General features: G+C 58.7%; 19 protein-coding genes. 13 read left to right on the forward strand and 6 right to left on the reverse strand.

What is annotated here, in order from left to right:
- The first annotated feature begins 281 nt into the window (after positions 1 to 281).
- A complete protein-coding gene (locus QYH43_RS21470; RefSeq protein WP_007979804.1) occupies positions 282 to 953 on the forward strand; it encodes a response regulator in 672 nt (223 codons plus the stop codon).
- Positions 946 to 2,334 carry a sensor histidine kinase gene (locus QYH43_RS21475; RefSeq protein ID WP_095060260.1) on the forward strand — a complete coding sequence of 463 codons (1,389 nt, stop codon included), beginning with the start codon at positions 946 to 948 and terminating at the stop codon, positions 2,332 to 2,334. The genes QYH43_RS21470 and QYH43_RS21475 overlap by 8 nt, the downstream gene beginning before the upstream one ends.
- A 35-nt stretch (positions 2,335 to 2,369) precedes the next feature.
- Here QYH43_RS21475 and QYH43_RS21480 read toward each other — a convergent pair whose 3' ends face one another.
- Both QYH43_RS21480 and QYH43_RS21485 read right to left on the reverse strand, forming a co-directional pair.
- Complete coding sequence (locus tag QYH43_RS21480) at positions 2,370 to 3,191, reverse strand: HDOD domain-containing protein (RefSeq protein ID WP_095060262.1); 822 nt, start codon at positions 3,189 to 3,191, stop codon at positions 2,370 to 2,372.
- Positions 3,192 to 3,225: 34 nt separating this feature from the next.
- On the reverse strand, positions 3,226 to 4,167 hold the full coding sequence (locus tag QYH43_RS21485; RefSeq protein ID WP_301158043.1) for a folate-binding protein YgfZ: 942 nt from the start codon (positions 4,165 to 4,167) through the stop codon (positions 3,226 to 3,228).
- A gap of 149 nt (positions 4,168 to 4,316) precedes the next feature.
- Here QYH43_RS21485 and QYH43_RS21490 point away from each other — a divergent pair, with 149 nt between their 5' ends.
- Positions 4,317 to 4,571 (forward strand): succinate dehydrogenase assembly factor 2, encoded by a 255-nt coding sequence (locus QYH43_RS21490; RefSeq protein WP_095060266.1) that lies wholly within the window; start codon positions 4,317 to 4,319, stop codon positions 4,569 to 4,571.
- Complete coding sequence (locus tag QYH43_RS21495; RefSeq protein WP_301158044.1) at positions 4,555 to 5,007, forward strand: protein YgfX; 453 nt, start codon at positions 4,555 to 4,557, stop codon at positions 5,005 to 5,007. The genes QYH43_RS21490 and QYH43_RS21495 overlap by 17 nt, the downstream gene beginning before the upstream one ends.
- Here QYH43_RS21495 and nadB read toward each other — a convergent pair.
- A complete protein-coding gene (gene nadB, locus QYH43_RS21500; protein WP_301158045.1) occupies positions 4,976 to 6,592 on the reverse strand; it encodes an L-aspartate oxidase in 1,617 nt (538 codons plus the stop codon). The genes QYH43_RS21495 and nadB overlap by 32 nt on opposite strands.
- A gap of 553 nt (positions 6,593 to 7,145) precedes the next feature.
- On the opposite strand from nadB, the gene rpoE reads away from it, so the two are divergent.
- The 4 genes from rpoE (at position 7,146) to QYH43_RS21520 (ending at position 10,920) form a co-directional block, all read left to right on the forward strand.
- Positions 7,146 to 7,727: an RNA polymerase sigma factor RpoE gene (rpoE, locus tag QYH43_RS21505; protein ID WP_003172477.1), complete on the forward strand. Its 582-nt coding sequence runs from the start codon at positions 7,146 to 7,148 to the stop codon at positions 7,725 to 7,727.
- A 31-nt stretch (positions 7,728 to 7,758) separates the two neighbouring features.
- Entirely contained in the window at positions 7,759 to 8,346 is a 588-nt protein-coding gene (locus tag QYH43_RS21510; protein WP_095060272.1) for a sigma-E factor negative regulatory protein, read from the forward strand.
- Positions 8,347 to 8,354: 8 nt separating this feature from the next.
- Positions 8,355 to 9,314 (forward strand): MucB/RseB C-terminal domain-containing protein, encoded by a 960-nt coding sequence (locus QYH43_RS21515; RefSeq protein ID WP_095060274.1) that lies wholly within the window; start codon positions 8,355 to 8,357, stop codon positions 9,312 to 9,314.
- Positions 9,315 to 9,492: 178 nt separating this feature from the next.
- Positions 9,493 to 10,920: a DegQ family serine endoprotease gene (locus tag QYH43_RS21520; protein WP_095060278.1), complete on the forward strand. Its 1,428-nt coding sequence runs from the start codon at positions 9,493 to 9,495 to the stop codon at positions 10,918 to 10,920.
- A 63-nt stretch (positions 10,921 to 10,983) separates the two neighbouring features.
- Here the strand turns inward: QYH43_RS21520 and QYH43_RS21525 are convergent, their stop codons facing one another.
- Positions 10,984 to 12,417, reverse strand: a complete 1,434-nt coding sequence (locus QYH43_RS21525) for a M48 family metalloprotease (RefSeq protein WP_095060280.1) — start codon at positions 12,415 to 12,417, stop codon at positions 10,984 to 10,986.
- A gap of 99 nt (positions 12,418 to 12,516) precedes the next feature.
- Between QYH43_RS21525 and QYH43_RS21530 the strand changes: the two genes are divergently transcribed.
- Together QYH43_RS21530 and QYH43_RS21535 are read left to right on the forward strand one after the other, a co-directional pair.
- Entirely contained in the window at positions 12,517 to 12,756 is a 240-nt protein-coding gene (locus QYH43_RS21530; RefSeq protein WP_095060282.1) for a sulfurtransferase TusA family protein, read from the forward strand.
- Between the two features lie 32 nt (positions 12,757 to 12,788).
- Entirely contained in the window at positions 12,789 to 13,859 is a 1,071-nt protein-coding gene (locus QYH43_RS21535; protein ID WP_095060284.1) for an AI-2E family transporter, read from the forward strand.
- A 72-nt stretch (positions 13,860 to 13,931) separates the two neighbouring features.
- On the opposite strand, the gene QYH43_RS21540 is transcribed toward QYH43_RS21535, so the two are convergent.
- Together QYH43_RS21540 and QYH43_RS21545 are read right to left on the reverse strand one after the other, a co-directional pair.
- Positions 13,932 to 14,405, reverse strand: coding sequence for a peroxiredoxin (locus tag QYH43_RS21540; RefSeq protein ID WP_095060286.1), 474 nt, complete (start codon positions 14,403 to 14,405; stop codon positions 13,932 to 13,934).
- 10 nt (positions 14,406 to 14,415) lie between these two features.
- On the reverse strand, positions 14,416 to 14,976 hold the full coding sequence (locus QYH43_RS21545; protein ID WP_095060288.1) for a glycine cleavage system protein R: 561 nt from the start codon (positions 14,974 to 14,976) through the stop codon (positions 14,416 to 14,418).
- 327 nt (positions 14,977 to 15,303) lie between these two features.
- Here QYH43_RS21545 and dapA point away from each other — a divergent pair, with 327 nt between their 5' ends.
- The 3 genes from dapA to QYH43_RS21560 are packed head-to-tail and all read left to right on the forward strand — an operon-like array spanning position 15,304 to position 18,078.
- Entirely contained in the window at positions 15,304 to 16,182 is an 879-nt protein-coding gene (dapA, locus tag QYH43_RS21550) for a 4-hydroxy-tetrahydrodipicolinate synthase (RefSeq protein WP_095060292.1), read from the forward strand.
- A 17-nt stretch (positions 16,183 to 16,199) separates the two neighbouring features.
- Complete coding sequence (gene bamC / locus QYH43_RS21555) at positions 16,200 to 17,315, forward strand: outer membrane protein assembly factor BamC (RefSeq protein WP_095060294.1); 1,116 nt, start codon at positions 16,200 to 16,202, stop codon at positions 17,313 to 17,315.
- Positions 17,316 to 17,319: 4 nt separating this feature from the next.
- Entirely contained in the window at positions 17,320 to 18,078 is a 759-nt protein-coding gene (locus tag QYH43_RS21560; protein WP_301158046.1) for an MBL fold metallo-hydrolase, read from the forward strand.
- The last annotated feature ends 2 nt before the right edge of the window (positions 18,079 to 18,080 follow it).

The raw sequence follows: 18,080 nt of genomic DNA on the forward strand, positions 1-18,080 counted from the left end.
AGAGGCGGGTAGGCGCGAATGCCCGGGTCTGCAAGGACTGCATGGGTGACTTACTCCGTTTATTGTTCTTATTTATCGAAAACGCTTCGAGGCGTTTTTCGGGTCGCTGCGTGGCAACAGCGACGGCAGTCGAAACTGCCCGTGGCTAGACTCTAACGAGCTAACCTTTCGCTAACCTTTCAGAAGACTTTCGCGTTTTTTTAGGCTTCACAGTGGCGGATGCGGCTGTAAACTCCGCGCCAAAGAATGGCGTCGACCATCCCTGAATGAGGTAAAAATCCATGCGTGTCCTGCTCGTCGAAGACCATCTGCAGCTCGCCGAAAGTGTCGCCCAGGCGCTCAAGAGCACCGGGCTGACCGTGGATGTGCTGCACGATGGTGTAGCGGCCGATCTGGCGCTGGGCAGCGAGGAATACGCCATGGCGATCCTCGACGTCGGCTTGCCGCGCATGGATGGATTCGAAGTGCTGGCGCGGCTGCGTGCGCGGGGCAAGAACCTGCCGGTCCTGATGCTGACCGCCCGCAGCGACGTCAAGGATCGGGTCCATGGCCTGAACCTCGGCGCCGACGATTACCTGGCCAAGCCTTTTGAGCTCACTGAACTCGAAGCCCGGGTCAAAGCCTTGTTGCGCCGCAGCGTGTTGGGCGGTGAGCGTATTCAGCGCTGTGGTGTGCTGGCCTACGACCTGGAAACACGGCGCTTCACGCTGGGTGAAGAATTGCTGACCCTGACCTCCCGCGAGCAAGCGGTGCTTGAAGCGCTGATCGCACGCCCTGGTCGGGTGATGAGCAAAGAGCAATTGGCATCCCAGGTGTTCGGCCTCGACGAAGAAGCCAGCCCCGATGCGATCGAAATCTACGTGCACCGCTTGCGCAAGAAACTGGACGGTCAGCCGGTCGCCATCGTGACCTTCCGCGGCCTCGGCTATTTGCTGGAAAGCCGCGATGCATAAGCCCAGCAGCCTGCGCTGGCGGTTGCTGTGGAACCTCGCACTGTTGCTGGTGGTGTTGATGCTGGCCAGTGGATTGAGCGCTTACTGGAACGGCCGCGAAGCCGCCGACACCGCGTATGACCGGACCTTGCTGGCGTCGGCGCGGACCATCGCCGCCGGCCTGTCCGAACGCGACGGCAGCCTCAGTCTCGACGTGCCTTACGTGGCCCTCGATACGTTTGCCTACGACAGCGCCGGACGGATTTTTTATCTGGTCAACGACATCAACCAGAAGCTGATCTCCGGTTATGAAAACCTTCCGCCACCGCCACCGGGTACGCCACGCACCGATAACTATCCTGCCCTGGCCCGCTTCTACAATGCGACGTATCAGGGGCAGAACGTGCGCGTCGTCAGCCTGCTCAAGGCGGTCAGCGAACCGAACATGAACGGCATGGCGGAAATCCGTGTGGCGGAAACCGATGAAGCCCGGGTCAGCATGGCCCGCAGTCTGGCGGCCGATACTTTATTGCGCCTGGGCATGCTGGCGCTCGGTGCGTTGTTGTTGGTGTGGTTTGCGGTCAGTGCGGCATTGCGTCCGCTGGAACGCTTGCGCACGGCGGTGGAGGAGCGACAACCCGATGATCTGCGGCCGCTGCCCCTGGTGGAAGTGCAGCGCGAATTGTGGCCGCTGGTGCGTGCGCTCAATCACTTTACCGAGCGTTTGCGCGAGCAGTTCGAGCGCCAGGCGCAGTTCATTGCCGATGCCGCCCATGAATTGCGCACACCGCTGGCAGCGCTCAAGGCGCGACTGGAACTGGGCATGCGTTCGGCTGAGCCCGACACGTGGCGCAGCACCCTGGAAACTGCCGCCCAGGGCACCGATCGCTTGACCCATCTGGCTAACCAACTGCTCTCTCTGGCGCGGGTCGAAAATGGCGCCCGGGCGATTGCCGAGGGTGGCGCGCAGTTGCTGGATCTGAGTCAGTTGGCGCGTGAGCTGGGCATGGCCATGGCACCGCTGGCCCACAAACGTGGCGTCGCACTGGCGCTGGAGGCAGACGAGCCGGTATGGATGCGAGGCGAGCCGACATTGCTGAATGAACTGCTGAGCAATCTGGTGGACAACGCCCTGGCCCACACGCCAACGGGTGGCAATGTGATTTTGCGTGTTACCGCACCGGCGGTGCTGGAGGTCGAAGATGACGGCCCGGGCATTCCCGCTGAAGAGCGTGGCCGGGTGTTCGAGCGGTTTTACCGGCGAAATCAGCATGTCGCCGGATCAGGTTTGGGGTTGGCGATTGTCGGAGAAATCTGCCGCGCACATCTGGCGCAAATCAGCCTGCATGATGGAGAGCACGCAGGGTTGAAGGTGCGGGTGAGTTTTACTGCGGGGGAGTAACACTCTATCTGTGACTAGGGGGCTGGCATTCATGTTCAGTAAAACATCGAACGGGTTTCTTCCAGATCGTCGCACAGCACCTTGTCGTCAAAGTCGATGCCCAGCGTCTTGAGTGCCGGCACGTTCAAGACATCGACGCGGGCGAATGGATGGTCGGTATCCTTGTGGCAATACAGGCTGGCAATCTGCACCAGGTCCGCATAATCGACCTGTGCAGAGTGGCGTTTGAAGTCCAGGTATAGCCGCGGCACTTGTACGAGCTTGTTTGGAAACTCCCAGACTTTGAGCAGTTTTTCGCCAATCAGTGGATGTATTTCGTCGATCACATGATTGAGGCTGACCGGGTCGGACAACAATTCATAATGGTCTTCGGCATAGGTCAGGATCGGCAGCACGCCAATCTGGTGCACCAGCCCGCCGAGCGCGGCTTGATCGGGTTTAAGCCGGGTGTAGCGGCGACACAGGGCATAGCTGACCCCGGCAATTTCCAGGCTTTTGCGCCAGACATCGCGCATTTTCTGCTCCACGACATCGGAGCGGGCATGAAAAATCTGCTCCATCACCAGCCCGATGGCCAGGTTACAGCTGTAGTTGATGCCCAGGCGTGTGATTGCGGTGTGCAGATCGGTCACTTCCTGGGTGGCACGCAACAGCGGACTGTTGACCACTTTGATCAGGCGCGCCGACAGTGCGGTATCGCGACCGATCACTTTGCTCAGGGTACTGACGCTGACTTCCGGGTTTTCAGCGGCCTTGCGAATTTGCAGGGCCACTTCCGGCAACGTTGGCAGAACCAGGTCATCGTTATTGATGGCCTCAACCAAATCCTGTTGGATCTTTTCCGCCAGCTCGCTCATTTAGTTTCTCTAGGTGTTGCGCCAAGTGCTGCCGTTATTGCTGGATTTCGCGATCGCGGTCCAGTTCATAGGGCAGGTCGAGCAGCTGTAAGGAGGGACCTTCAAGCGCCCCCAAGTGGATATCCCCACTTTCTGCTGCTTCGGCTTGCAACACAGCCAGGAGTTCAATGTTTTGCCCGGCGCGGGCGGCAATCACCACTTCGCCGATGGAGCTGCCATGGGTCGAAGAAAACAGCTGGATGCCCGGCTCCGGCAATTCGTCGGCACTGAGTTGCAGACGATACAAGCGGCGCTTGAGTTTGCCCAGATACTGCATCCGCGCGACGATTTCCTGGCCGGTGTAACAGCCTTTCTTGAAACTCACGCCACCAACAGCCTGCAGGTTGAGCATCTGCGGGATGAACAGCTCGCGGGTGCCCGGCATGACCTGGCCGATCCCGGCGCGAACCTGGCCCAGCAGCCATTGGTTCAAATCGCCTTCGCTCAAGTCGGCGGATAATGTGCCCTTGATGGCATCGGCCTGATCGGCGGCGACCCACAACTCGGCCCGTTCTGGCGAGACGCGAATCGCGATCAAACCATCGTTGCGTACAACGCTGTCGGTTTCTGTCGGCAGCTCAAGGCCGAGACGGCCCAGTGCCGCTTCGCCACGCTCAATGCCGAAGCGGACCCACGCAGCGCTTTCATCGGTCAATTTGGACTTGGAGAACACCGCGTATTTTTTCAGGTCTGCCAGTTGAGGCTCCAGCAACTCGGTGGCCATGGCCATGAGCACACCATCACCTTCAATCAGGATGCGAAAACTCGATTGCATCCGGCCTTTTTGCGTGCAGCGCGCGCCGAGGCTGGACCGGGCGTCGCTCAGGTAATTGAGATTGCAGGTCAGTTGGCCTTGCAGGAACTTGCCAGCGTCCGCGCCGCGAACCGCGAGAACACCTTCGTGAGACAGGGAGCAGAAAAAAGCAAAATCGGCCATGGGTCATCGCAGGGTAAAAAGTCTGGTAGACATCATAAGGGGGCGCCTTCGAAATGGGTAGTTAACAAAGGATCGTCGGTGACCGACCAAAGCCGACTGTTCGGTGAGGATCGGGCCTGTATACTTGCGGCCTATTTGAGGAGCGCTCCATGGTCGAAGATGTAGAACTGAATCGCCTCTACTGGCACAGCCGCCGCGGCATGCTTGAGCTTGACGTGTTGCTGGTACCGTTCACGAAAGAGGTTTACGCAACGCTCAACGAGGTGGATCGAGCGTTGTACGTCCGCCTGTTGACGTCTGAAGATCAGGACATGTTTGGTTGGTTCATGGAGCGTACCGAATCGGAAGATCCGGAGCTTCAGCGCATGGTTCGCATGATTCTGGATCGTGTCCAACCCAAGTAATGCGTTCGAATGCCACTGGCATGCCTCACGGCAGTTGCTGGCGGCGTATCTGTTGGCTCAGCTGTTCGCGCTGGGTTCGCTGTTTCTACTGTCTATTGCGCTCTGGACCAGCGTACTCGGGGCTTTGCTGTGCGTGGCTCACGGTATCTGGTTGTTGCCCCGGCAAATCTTGCTGACGCATCCGCAGGCATTCTGCGGCTTGCGTCGCGATGCCGATGGCTGGCAATTATGGAGTCGGGCGGGGGGATGGCAGCCGGTGCAGCTGCGGCCGGACAGCCTGGCGTTACCGTTGGTCGTGGTGTTGCGATTTCGGTTGAGTGGCGAGCGCCGGGTCAGGGCCATTTGCGTGCCCCGGGATTCGCAGGCGGCGGATGTGCACCGACGCCTGCGGGTCCGGCTCAAGTTCAGCCGGCGTAGGTGGGCGGCACCAGAATAGTGTCCAGCGCGACCGGCAACAGGTCCGGGTAGTCGAGGGTGTAATGCAGGCCTCGGCTTTCCTTGCGTTCCATGGCTGACAGGATCATCAGCTCGGCGACCTGGGCCAGGTTGCGCAATTCGATCAGATCCCGGCTGACCTTGTAGTTACTGTAGAACTCGTCAATTTCATCGAGCAACAGTTGCACGCGGTGTTGAGCCCGTTGCAGGCGTTTGTTGGTGCGCACGATGCCGACGTAGTCCCACATGAATCGCCGAAGCTCATCCCAGTTGTGCGCAATGATCACGTCTTCATCGGAATCGGTGACCTGGCTCGCGTCCCAGGTGGGAAGGAGGGCCGGCATGGTTACGCGGGGCAATTGCTCAATAATGTCCGCTGCCGCCGATCGCGCATACACAAAGCATTCCAGCAGTGAGTTGCTGGCCATGCGATTGGCACCATGCAGGCCGGTGAAACTGGTTTCGCCAATCGCATACAGGCCCGGCACGTCGGTGCGGCCCCGTTGATCGACCATCACGCCTCCACAGGTGTAGTGCGCCGCCGGCACCACCGGGATCGGTTGTTTGGTGATATCGATCGAAAACTCGAGGCAGCGCTCGTACACCGTCGGGAAGTGCGTCTTGATGAATGCTTCAGGTTTATGGCTGATGTCCAGATAGACACAGTCGACGCCCAGACGCTTCATCTCATGGTCGATGGCCCGGGCGACGATGTCCCGTGGCGCCAGCTCGGCCCGGGGGTCGAAACGCTGCATGAAGCGTTCGCCGTTGGGTAGTTTCAGGTGCGCCCCTTCGCCGCGCAGGGCTTCGGTGACCAGGAAACTCTTGGCCTGCGGGTGATAAAGGCAAGTCGGGTGGAACTGGTTGAACTCCAGGTTCGCCACCCGGCAGCCCGAGCGCCAGGCCATGGCAATGCCATCGCCGCAGGCACCGTCAGGGTTGCTGGTATAGAGGTAGACCTTGGCGGCGCCGCCGGACGCGAGAATGACAAAACGTGCGCCGTAAGTGTCGACCTGGCCGGTGCCGCGATTGAGCACATAGGCGCCGAGGCAGCGATCGCCTTCCAGGCCCAGGCGTTTTTCGGTGATCAGATCGACCGCAACCCGCTGTTCCAGCAATTCGATGTTGGGTCTTTTCCCGGCTTGATCGAGCAAGGTTCTGAAAATCGCCGCGCCCGTCGCATCCGCGGCGTGGATGATGCGCCGATGACTGTGGCCGCCTTCACGGGTCAGATGAAACTCGAACCCGCCATCGTCTGTGTTCGAGTGCTCATCACGGGTGAAAGGGACGCCCTGGTCGATCAGCCATTGGATGGCTTCCTTGCTGTGCTCGACGGTGAAACGCACGGCATCTTCATGACACAGGCCACCGCCCGCGTTGAGTGTGTCATCGACATGGGACTCAACGGTATCGGTGTCATCCAGTACAGCCGCGACACCACCTTGCGCCCAGAAGGTCGAGCCATTGGCGAGGTTGCCCTTGCTCAGTACCGCGATGCGCAAATGACCGGGCAAGGTCAGCGCAAGGCTCAAGCCGGCAGCGCCGCTGCCGATTACCAGAACATCGTGTTGAAACTGTTGGCTCATTTCAGGATTCCGCTCAAAGCGACCCGGGTCGGGGTTGGCGCACCTGGACTGGCGAGTCAAGGCAGCCGCACAGCCCACTAGTATATAGAGGAGGGGAGCGGCACAATACCCGAGCGAGCATGGCATTGTGAAACTACTGTGACGGAAAATACCGGACGCTTCGTCGGGTGGATTTTCTGCCTTTTAGGCGACACGAAGACTGTATCGTCGATTTAACAGTGTTTTTCCCTGCACGGTTGCACAATGTCGGGACAGCACAGCTATAAATAATTGGAACTTTTGCCAAAGTGCCAAGATCAATAGACCGTTGCCTGAATCAAGGGACAGTGTCGGTTTCGTTGCGGGATCGGTGTTTGATCCTTGCTGAAGAATCCGATGACAAGATTATTCGCGCAGCCGGGTCAACTCGCGCTGCGCTTTTCGTGCGTGCCAAATCAGAGCCCGCAGGAAACTTGCCTGGAGGGGGAGAACTTTTGCGAAAAGCCCGAGTCTATGTTTGCAAGTCTGGTGGTTTAGTTCTGCAAGCCTCCTCCGAGCTTATCGAGGAGTGTTCATGCTAACCCAGGAAGAGGATCAGCAACTGGTCGAACGCGTTCAGCGCGGCGACAAGCGTGCTTTCGATCTGCTAGTGCTGAAATACCAGCACAAAATTCTCGGGTTGATCGTGCGTTTTGTGCACGACACCCATGAAGCCCAGGATGTGGCGCAGGAAGCCTTTATCAAGGCCTACCGTGCGCTAGGAAATTTCCGCGGAGACAGCGCGTTTTACACGTGGCTTTACCGCATCGCCATCAACACGGCGAAAAACTATCTGGTTTCACGCGGCCGTCGGCCGCCGGATAGCGATGTCAGTTCCGAGGATGCAGAGTTCTACGATGGCGATCATGGCCTCAAGGATCTCGAGTCGCCAGAGCGGGCTTTGCTGCGGGATGAGATCGAAGGCACCGTCCATCGAACCATTCAGCAACTGCCGGAAGATTTGCGTACGGCGTTAACTTTACGTGAGTTTGATGGTCTGAGTTACGAGGACATTGCGAGCGTTATGCAATGTCCTGTGGGCACCGTGCGCTCCCGGATCTTCCGCGCCCGGGAGGCCATCGATAAAGCCCTGCAGCCGTTGTTGCAGGAAAACTAAAGACAGCGGCGACAGCCAAGAGAGGAACGCCATGAGTCGTGAAGCCCTGCAGGAATCGCTGTCCGCAGTGATGGATAACGAAGCGGACGAATTGGAATTGCGTCGGGTATTGAATGCCTGTGACGATGTTGAAACCCGTGACACCTGGGCTCGTTATCAGATCGCTCGGGCAGTGATGCACAAGGATCTGCTGCTTCCACGCCTGGACATCGCAGCGGCTGTTTCTGCTGCGCTGGCTGACGAAGCCGTACCGGCAAAAGCCTCCCGTGGACCATGGCGCAGCCTGGGTCGTCTGGCGGTCGCAGCTTCGGTGACCCTTGCGGTGTTGGCGGGTGTTCGCCTGTACAACCAGGACGAGATCGCCGGTGTTGAACTCGCGCAGCACTCCACCCAGCCTGGCCTGGCCGTTCCTCAAGTAAAAGGCCCTGCTGTTTTGGCCGGCTATAATGAGAGCTCGGAAGCTACCGGCCCAATGGCCAATGGCGTATTGCAAGGCCAGCCAGGCTTGAACGATCAACGTCTGCCAGGTTACTTGCGCCAACATGCACAACAGGCTGCATTGAAAGGAACTGAGAGCGCGCTGCCTTACGCTCGTGCTGCAAGCCTGGAAAACCGTTAAGGAGGATCATGCGCGCCATACCTCTACTTACGCTTCTGCTCAGTGGCTGGTTCATTGTTCCAGCCCACGCCGATGACGCTCAGGACTGGTTGAACCGTCTTGGCCAGGCCGAGCGACAGCAAAGCTTTCAGGGTACTTTCGTCTACGAGCGTAACGGTAGTTTTTCTACCCACAACATCTGGCATCGCGTCCAGGATGGCAAAGTCCATGAGCGGTTGCTCCAGCTCGATGGCTCTGCCCAGGAAGTTGTGCGCATTGATGGGAATACTCAATGCGTCAGCGGCATGTTGATAGCAGGACTGGGGGACTCTCCCAATTCTGCCGCTCGCGCACTCGATCCACAAAAGCTCAAGAATTGGTATGACCTTGCGGTTGTCGGCAAGTCGCGTGTGGCGGGTCGCCCCGCAGTGATTGTATCGCTGAAGCCTCGCGACCAGCATCGTTACGGTTTTGAACTGCATCTGGACAAAGAAACCGGCCTGCCACTCAAATCCTTGTTGCTGAGCGACAAGGGGCAATTGTTGGAGCGTTTCCAGTTCACGCGACTGGATACCGCGCAGGCCCCATCCGACAGCGAGTTGCAGCCAGGCGCCGATTGCAAACCGGTCAAACTCGAAAGTGACAAGGCTTCCGCCGTCAAGGTGGCGCAGGTTTGGCACTCTGACTGGTTGCCCCCAGGTTTCGAGCTGATTGCCAGTGCCGCACGCAAAGACCCGGCCACCAAAGCTCAGGTCAATAGCCTGATGTATGACGATGGTCTGGCGCGCTTCTCGGTGTTCCTCGAGCCGCTGAATGGTGCCCCGGTCATCGATACCCGCACTCAATTAGGGCCTACCGTTGCAGTGTCCCGGCGCTTGACCACGGCCCAGGGCGATATGATGGTGACCGTTGTCGGTGAGATACCGCTGGGTACTGCTGAACGAATCGCGCTTTCAATGCGCACCGACGCTACTGCAACCAAGCAGTGAGCTGAAATCGAAATGTTTGGTGAGCATTTCAGTTTGCAAAATCCCCCAAAATTTTTTATAGGTCAGAGCCCCTCGGCTCTGGCCTTGTTTGTTGTTCCCGGAACAAAAATACCGGCGTATTGTTCCCGGTGTTCCTTGCTCCATATCGCTTAACCCTGCTCGTCGTAACGGGAGCCGTATGTCGATACCAAGCTTGAAGTCTTATCTTTCCATCTTTGCCACTGTGCTGTTACTCGGTCAGGCGGTCACCGCGCAAGCGGTCGAATTGCCTGACTTCACGCAGCTGGTCGAGCAGGCCTCGCCTGCGGTAGTGAACATCAGTACCACGCAAAAGCTGCCGGATCGCAAAGTAAACCAGCAAATGCCTGATCTCGAAGGCTTGCCACCGATGCTGCGCGAGTTCTTCGAGCGGGGCATGCCGCCGCCTCAATCTCGATCGCCCCGTGATCGTCAGCGCGAAGCGACCTCTCTGGGGTCGGGTTTCATCATTTCACCTGACGGCTACATCCTGACCAACAATCATGTGATTGCCGATGCCGACGAAATACTCGTGCGTCTCGCTGACCGCAGTGAAATGAAGGCGAAGCTGGTTGGCACCGATCCGCGTTCTGACGTGGCGTTGCTGAAAATCGAAGGCAAGGACCTGCCGGTCCTGAAACTCGGTAAATCCCAGGACCTCAAGGCTGGTCAGTGGGTTGTCGCGATTGGCTCGCCATTCGGCTTTGACCACACCGTCACCCAAGGCATCGTCAGTGCCGTCGGTCGCAGTCTGCCTAACGAAAACTATGTGCCATTCATTCAGACTGACGTGCCGATCAACCCGGGTAACTCCGGTGGTCCGTTGTTCAACCTGAACGGTGAAGTGGTCGGGATCAACTCGCAGATCTACACCCGTTCCGGTGGCTTCATGGGGGTGTCGTTCGCGATCCCTATCGACGTGGCCATGGACGTTTCCAATCAGCTGAAATCCGGCGGAAAAGTCAGCCGTGGCTGGTTGGGTGTCGTGATTCAGGAAGTGAGCAAGGATCTGGCTGAGTCGTTCGGTCTGGATAAACCAGCCGGTGCGCTGGTGGCTCAGATCCAGGACGATGGTCCAGCTGCCAAGGGCGGTTTGCAGGTCGGTGACGTGATTCTGAGCATGAATGGTCAACCGATCGTCATGTCGGCGGATCTGCCGCATTTGGTGGGTGCATTGAAGGAAGGCGCGAAAGCTGATCTGGAAGTGATTCGCGACGGCAAGCGCAAGAATGTCGCGCTGACAGTTGGCGCTATTCCGGATGAAGACAAAGAGCTGGATGGACTGCCTAAATCCAGCGTTGAACGCAGCAGCAACCGTTTGGGCGTGTCTGTCGTCGAATTGACCGACGAGCAGAAGAAAACCTACGACCTCAAGGGCGGTGTGTTGATCAAGGAAGTCCAGGACGGTCCTGCTGCCCTGATCGGCTTGCAGCCGGGTGATGTGATCACACATCTGAACAATCAGGCCATTGGCTCCACCAAGGAGTTCGCGGAAATCGCCAAGGCGTTGCCGAAGAACCGTTCGGTGTCGATGCGAGTATTGCGTCAAGGTCGCGCCAGCTTCATCACCTTCAAACTGGCTGAGTAATCCGGTTGTTGGCTGAAAAAAAAACCGCCTCGAAAGAGGCGGTTTTTTTATGACTGAAACAAATCAGCCCATCATGTCCTTGATCATGCGCTCTTGCTCCATCAGCTCGCGTTGGCGTGCATCGATCCGTGACGACAGCGGGAAGTTGGTACCCGCCTTGCGCTTGGCGAAGTCCAGCTGCTGGATGGCCTGGCGATAGTCGCCGACCAGCGCAAAGTATTCGGCGCGCGCCTGATGCAGGCCGATGATGTTTCCGGACAGGCCACGAGTCTCCGCGACCTGATACCACACGTCCGGATCGTCCGGGCGCGACTTGAGCAGACCTTCGAGGGCCTTCTCCGCATCGGCGGTGCGGTTCTGTTTCAGCAACAAATCGACGCGCATCTGGTTCAGCGGATAATTGCCGGGATACTGGGCCAGCATCCGGTCAACCCGGGACTGGGCGTCCGGCAAGCGATTGTTGGTGATGTCCAGATCGACTTGAGCGAGGTTGTAGATGATCTCGTTTGGCGCCTTGGCCAGGAGCAACTTGAGATTCTCACGGGCCTCATTCAGTTGACCGCCCTTGATCTGAGCGATAGCCAAGCCATAACGCGCGACGTCACTTTTCGGGTTTTCATCAAGTAAGGCGCGGAAGCGTTTGGCGCCCAATCCCGGGGTTTCTTCATAGATCAGCTGGACGCGTGCGCGAATCAACTGATAGCGCAGGGAGTCTTCGATGCCACCTTTTGGGGCCTGCTCGGCGCGGTTGCGGGTGTCGGCGATCCGAGATTCGGTGACTGGGTGAGTCAGCAGGAATTCCGGCGGCTTGGCGTCGAAGCGATACTGACGGCCCAGGCGCTCGAACATGCTAGGCATTGATCGAGGGTCGTAACCGGCTTTTTCCAGATTGACGATGCCAATGCGGTCGGCTTCCTGTTCATTCTGGCGTGAGAACCGACGCTGTTCCTGAATCGCCGCTGCCTGGGTGCCTGCGATGGCGGCGATCCCGGCGTCGCCGGCACCTGCTGCGGCAATCACGATGCCGGCCAGCAGGGCCGCCATCATTGGCACTTGCATACGTTGCTGGGCTTCGACGCCCCGGGCGAAGTGGCGTTGCGACAAGTGAGCCAATTCGTGGGCCATCACCGAGGCATACTCGCCTTCGCTCTGGGCGTTAAGGAACAAACCGCCGTTGACCCCGACAATCCCGCCCGGCGCTGCAAAGGCGTTGAGCTGTGGGCTGTTGATCAGGATGAACTCCAGGCGCCGGTCACTGACCTGGCTGGTTTCAACCAGCCGATAAACACTGGATTCGACATAGTCCTTGAGCTGCGGGTCGTTGAGTTGCGATACCTGACTGCGCAGCATCGCCAACCAGGCGCGCCCTAACTGGTGTTCCTGTTGGGGTGAGACAATGGCAGAACTGGCGTCGCCGAGTGACGGCAAGTCGTCGGCGAAGCCCGGTGAGGCGAGCAGGCAAGCGAGCGTCAGCAGGGTAGGGCGCAAAAAAGTCATGCACAAAGCCTTAGAAGACAAAGACCTTACTGTAGCCGGACACCAGCGCTGCGACCAGATATTCTAGGCGACTCAACCACCTGAACCCGGAGTGATGCAATGATCGACGCTGTAGAGCATGACGTTGAGCTGGACGCCAGCGGCCTGAATTGCCCTTTGCCTTTGCTCAAGGCCAAGATGGAGCTCAATCGGATGGCCAGCGGCGCGGTGCTCAAGGTGGTTGCCACCGATGCGGGTTCTCAGCGTGACTTTCGCACCTTTGCCCGATTGGCCGGTCATACGCTGCTTCGTGAAGAAGATGAGGCGGGTGTATACCGCTATTGGTTGAAAAAAGCCTGAAATCTGCGGCGTTTTGTTCTTAAGGAATGTTGATGTTCAAAGTGTTACGCGACTGGATTCAGCGCTATTTCTCCGATGAAGAGGCGGTGGTGCTGGCTGTCCTGCTGTTTCTGGCGTTCACCGCTGTCCTCACGCTGGGCGGCATGCTCGCGCCGGTTCTGGCGGGGATGGTGCTGGCGTATCTGATGCAGGGGTTGGTGGTGTCTCTCGAGCGCCTGCGCGTTCCCGGCGGGGTGGCGGTGGGGCTGGTTTTTGCGTTGTTCATGGGGTTGCTTCTGGTCTTCATCGTGGTGGTCGTGCCGCTGCTGTGGCATCAACTGATCACGCTGTTCAACGAGTTGCCAGGCATGCTCGCCAAATGGCAGTCGCTTTTGTTGCTGTTGCCCGAACGTTATCCGCATCTGGTGTCCGACGAGCAGGTGTTGCGGGTCATCGAAGTGGCACGGGGCGAGATCGGCAAGTTCGGCCAGTTGGCGCTGACCTTTTCACTGTCGAGCCTGCCTCTGCTGGTGAACATCATGATCTATCTGGTGTTGGTGCCGATCCTGGTGTTCTTCTTTCTCAAGGATCGCGCAATGATCGGTGAGTGGGTGCGCGGTTATCTGCCTCGTGAGCGGGCGTTGATTACCCGTGTCGCCCGTGACATGAACCGGCAGATTGCCAATTACATTCGCGGCAAGGTCATTGAGATTTTCATTTGCGGCGGCGTGACCTACGTCGCCTTCGTTGTCCTGGAGCTCAACTATGCGGCGCTGCTGGCGTTGCTGGTGGGGATTTCGGTGGTAGTGCCGTATGTCGGGGCTGTCGTGGTGACGGTGCCGGTGTTTCTGATTGCACTGTTCCAGTGGGGTTGGAGCGATCAGTTCATTTATTTGATGGCGGTGTACGGGATCATCCAGACGCTGGATGGCAACGTGCTGGTGCCACTGTTGTTCTCGGAAGCCGTCAACATGCACCCGGTTGCGATCATCTGCGCGGTCTTGTTGTTTGGTGGGTTGTGGGGCTTTTGGGGTGTGTTCTTTGCGATCCCCCTGGCGACACTGTTCAAGGCCGTGCTGGATGCCTGGCCGCGTAAAGAGCCTGTGGTGGCACCGCTGCTTTAGATTGTAAAAAGATCGCAGCCTGCGTGGGAATATGTAATCCCGTAGCTGCCGCAGGCTGCGATCTTTTAGGAATCAGGCTTTATTCAGTGCCTGGGCCGCCGCCAAAACAGCGTCAACATGCCCGGGCACCTTCACACCGCGCCATTCCTGACGCAGCACGCCATCCTTGTCGATCAGGAACGTGCTGCGATCCACGCCCATGTATTCCTTGCCGTAGAGCTTTTTCAGCTTGATCACGTCGAACAGCTGGCAGAGCGCTTCCTCTTTGTCGCTGATCAGCTCGAAAGTGAACGCTTGCTTGGCTTTGAAGTTTTCGTGGGACTTGAGGCTGTCTCGGGAAACGCCGAACACTTCGGTGTTCGCGGCTTTGAAAGCCTCCAGCTGATCCCGAAAGCCTTGGCCCTGGGTCGTGCAGCCCGGTGTGCTGTCCTTCGGGTAGAAGTAGATCACCACCTGCTTGCCCTTCAGGCCCGCAAGACTGACGGTTTGCCCGCTGGTGGCGGGTGCTTCGAAATCGGCAACCGGTTGGTCGATGGCAACGGCCATGAGAACTTCCTTACATTGGGTTCTGTGGACGCCACGGTTCGATCAGGGCGTCGAGGTTCAGCGCGTCGGCGAAATCCAGGAACTGATCGCGCAGCCAGCTGATTTGCACGCCAGCAGGCAAGGTCACGGTAAACGTGGCGTTGAGCATGGTGCCGCCGGTTTGTGGAGCCTGATACGTGTCGCACGTCAGGTTTTCCAGCTCGACATTGTGGTCCATGAAGAACTGGCACAACTCGTTGATGATGTCCGAGCGGTAGGCCGAGCTCACGTAGGCAACGTACGGCAAGGCCTGCGGGCGGTTCTCCAGCGCTGCGCTACGCACCACGTTGACGGTGAACGCGTGTCGTTTGGCCAGAACAGGGAGGCTGCCTTCAAGGCGTGCCAGGGCATCCCAGCTGCCGGTGATTTCCAGTACGAGCGCACTGCATTCGCCATGACGGGTCAGGCGAGAGGTGACCACGGCGCAGCGGTTTTCATGGCTGGCGCGGCACAGGACGTTGGTCAGCTCCATGGGGTTGGCGCCGAGGGCACTGATGACAAGGAATTGTTCGCGAACTGTGGGGGTGGACATGCAGCATTCCTAAAGCGATGAGCGGTCGATACTGTCAGGGCAGTTTTTTCGGGGGCAAGCCTGCGGATGTCGAATTCAGAAAGCCTCAGGCGCAGGTTGCAACGTGCTCCAGTATGGCAGGAGCGGGGGGTGGCAACGCTGGAATGGGGCTTGTGATGCCGAAAAAGGAGGCAAAAACCCGACGGACGAGCTTGTCAGTACCGATCAAAGTCTGAAGGGTAGCGAAAAGCGGCGCCAAGGGGAATGGCGGCAGCGCAGTACTTCGCTTGTGCAAGCATCTTGGCGCCAGTACCATTACGGCTCTCTTTTTCCGGCAGGAGCGGTTGCATGATTGCGGGCAGTATGGTGGCACTGGTCACACCCATGGATGCACAAGGTCGTCTCGACTGGGACAGCTTGAGCAAACTGGTGGACTTTCACCTGCAAAACGGCACCCACGCCATCGTGGCGGTCGGCACCACAGGTGAATCGGCCACCCTTGATGTGAACGAACACATCGAAGTGATCCGCGCCGTGGTCAAGCAGGTCAATGGCCGAATTCCGGTGATTGCCGGTACCGGCGCCAACTCGACCCGCGAAGCGGTCGAGCTGACCCGTAACGCCAAAGAGGCCGGCGCCGACGCGTGCCTGCTGGTCGTGCCGTATTACAACAAACCGACCCAGGAAGGCCTGTACCTGCACTTCAAGCACATTGCCGAATCGGTCGACATCCCTCAGATCCTCTACAACGTGCCTGGCCGTACCTCCTGCGACATGCAGGCAGAGACAGTGATCCGTCTGTCCACCGTGCCAAACATCATCGGCATCAAGGAAGCCACTGGCGACCTGAAGCGTGCAAAAGCCATCCTTGATGGCGTGAGCAAAGACTTCATCGTGCTCTCCGGTGATGATCCGACCGCGGTCGAGCTGATCCTGATGGGCGGCAAGGGCAACATTTCCGTCACTGCCAACGTCGCGCCGCGCGAAATGGCTGACCTGTGCGAGGCCGCGCTCAAGGGCGACGCCGAGACTGCACGCGCCATCAACGAAAAACTGATGCCGTTGCACAAGGACCTGTTCATCGAAGCCAACCCGATTCCGGTGAAGTGGGCTTTGGTCGAAATGGGCCTGATGCACGAAGGCATTCGCCTGCCGCTGACCTGGCTGAGCGCACCTTGTCATGAAACGCTTCGCACGGCCCTGCGCCAGTGCAGCGTCCTGGTTTAATTGAGGAAGTACAACGCATGAAGCGAATGGCCGGACTTTCCGCACTTGCCTTGGTCATCTCCAGCACGAGTGGCTGTGGATGGCTCTGGGGCCCGGAAGGTTATTTCCGTGACCGTGGTAGCGATTACCTGGAAGCGCAACAGACTGCACCGATGCAATTGCCGCCAGACATCACCACCGCCAAGCGTCTGGATCCACTGCTGCCGATCCCGCGCAACGTGGCGGATGACACCGCCAAGGGTGAATACATCGTTCCTCGTCCGCAGCCATTGACGGCTGGGGCCGACGCCAGCGCGTACTCCCTGCAGAAGAGCGGTGATTCGCGCTCGATCCTGGCGCAAAGTCCGCCGGCCGAAGTCTGGCCTGTGGCTGTTCAGTTCTACCAGGACAATGGTTTCCGCCTGGATGAGCAGCGTCCGCAAACCGGTGAGTTCACCACCACTTGGCAACGTTCCGATGAACTGTCCGCAGCCATGGCCAAGCGTCTGAGCGCGGCCGGTGTCAGCGCCGACAGCGAAACCCGTGTGCGAGTGCGCATCGAGCCGGGCGTGCAGCGCAACACCAGTGAAGTCTATGTAGTCAGCGCTGAACGTTCTGCCGGCAGCACCGCCGACGTCGATTTCACCAACCGTTCGGTCAACACTGGCCTGGACGCGGCACTGGTCGACGACATGCTCGCGAGCATGAGTCGCATCTCGGAGAAGGGCGGTTCGGTCTCCATGCTGGCATCGCGAGATTTCGATGCGCCTAGCCGTGTGAGCCTGAGTGAAGACGGCAGCGGCAACCCTGTGCTGAACGTCGGTACCGATCTGGATCGTGCCTGGTCGAGCGTCGGTCGTGCGCTAGAACAGGGCGAATGGCGCGTTGAAGACATCAACCGCAGCCTGGGCCTGTACTACATCAACCTGGCTGAAAAAGCCGAGAGCAAAGACGACAAGCCTGGCTTCTTCAGCAGCCTGTTCGGCAGCGCGCCGAACAAGGAAGAAGTTGAAGCCCGTGCCGAGCGTTATCAGGTTCGCCTGAGCAAGGTCGGCGAGAACGTCCAGGTGACAGTCGAGAAAAACATCAACACCGTCGCGCCAGCTGATGTGGCACGTAAAGTGTTGAGCGTGATTCAGGACAACCTGGGCTGATCTCATGCGTTTTGCCGTTCTCGGCAGCGGTAGCCAAGGGAACGGCACGCTGATAGCCAGCGCTGATACGTATGTGCTGGTGGATTGTGGTTTCTCCCTGCGGGAAACCGAAAAACGCCTGCTGCGCCTGGGTGTGAACCCTGCGCAGCTGAGCGCGATACTCGTGACCCACGAACATGCCGACCACGTGCATGGCGTGGGTTTGCTGTCTCGGCGCTACAATCTGCCTGTCTACCTCAGTCGCGGGACCTTGCGCGGGATGCGCAAACTGATTGAACCCGCAGGTTTCCTGGCGGGTGGCGAACAGCTGCAAGTCGGTGCCTTGAGCATTGGTGTCATTGCCGTGGCTCATGATGCACAGGAGCCGACGCAGTATGTGTTCAGTGACGGTGAGCGGCGTTTCGGCCTGTTGACCGACCTGGGTTCGTACTGCGACAAGGTGCTGGACGGCTATCGGGATCTCGATGCGTTGATGATCGAGTCCAATCATTGCCGTGACATGCTGGCTCGCGGTCACTACCCGTCCTTTCTCAAGCAGCGGGTTGGCGGTGAACTGGGACATTTGAACAACCACCAGGCGGCATTCCTGGTGTCCGAGTTGGGCTGGCAAGGCCTGCAACATCTGGTCCTGGCCCATCTGAGCAGCAAGAACAACCTGCCGCGGCTGGCCCGGCAATGTTTTGTCGACACCCTCGGGTGCGACCCGGACTGGCTGCAACTGGCCGATCAAGATTCAGGGCTCGACTGGCGACACATCGCCTAGCC

Source organism: Pseudomonas sp. C32 (assembly GCF_030417915.1).
GTDB lineage: Bacteria > Pseudomonadota > Gammaproteobacteria > Pseudomonadales > Pseudomonadaceae > Aquipseudomonas.